This window comes from Paenibacillus etheri, assembly GCF_001012825.1.
Lineage (GTDB): Bacteria > Bacillota > Bacilli > Paenibacillales > Paenibacillaceae > Paenibacillus_AQ > Paenibacillus_AQ etheri.
This window is the reverse complement of sequence record NZ_LCZJ02000044.1, coordinates 1-965: the sequence shown is the minus strand read 5'-3', so window position 1 is coordinate 965 and position 965 is coordinate 1. Positions and strand designations below refer to the sequence as shown.

Genomic DNA, 965 nt, shown 5'->3' with positions numbered 1-965 from the left:
TGTCCGGTCCATTTGCCCGAGCTTGCTTCCGCAAGGTTGAGACCAGCATGACGCAGCAAAGCGTTGCCATGAACAAAGCCGCTTAAATCCCCAGCCTCTCCAAGAATACCAGCTAGTGAGATTGCATTAATCCCTTTTACAGCAAGCATCGACTTAGCAAAAGGTATACGGTCTAAAACTGCTATAATCTCTGCCTCCACGACTCGCAGTTGCTCACAAGCGAGATCATATTCTGCAAGAAGCTGCATTAAATGGAGCTTGTACGCATGCGTTGCCTGCTTAGAGCCAACAGAATGGCTAGCAAGAGCGATTAGGGCTTGAGCCTTCATGTCCCCAGGTTGCCGTTGCATAATGGATTTCCAGCCCCTTACCACGTCTTGAGGCGTTAACTTACTCAGTTCATCAGGCGTCGGGAAAAGACGTAGTGTCGCCAATGAGCCTTTGCACATCAGATTCTTAAATACTTGTCTCAGCTCGGGGAACACGACGTCAACCCAACGATGAATCTGGTTCTTTGCACTGACGAGTCTCGTTACGACGGAGTCTCGGTTGGAGAGAAAGACACGAAGCTCTTCAAAGGCTTCAGGTGTGTTGCGAATGAATGAGTAATAGCCGTTCTTCACCATGTCTGCGATGACGAGAGCATCCTTTTTGTCGCTCTTCGATGGCGTATTGTCGCGGTTTTCCTTGTTCTTTTTCACGAGATGAGGATTAACAAGAACAACTTCAAACTGCTTCTCAGATAGCCATTTGGAGACGCTTATCCAATAATGCCCCGTTGGTTCCATACCGATGATTGCAGAGTCTAGGTTATGGGTTGATTGCAACGATTGGATCCAGCGAAGAAGGATCTGAAACCCTTCTTCGTCATTTGAGAAAGATAGTGGATTGCCAACGACGATCCCGCGGAAATTCACCGCACGAGCGACGTGAGTTAGCTGTGCGATGTCGATTCCGACGACGAG

The 965-nt window shown here is 48.5% G+C and carries 1 protein-coding gene; it reads right to left on the bottom strand.

The features are described 5' to 3' along the window. On the bottom strand, positions 1–965 hold a 965-nt coding region (locus UQ64_RS27115; RefSeq protein ID WP_060626587.1), incomplete at both ends, for an IS110 family RNA-guided transposase.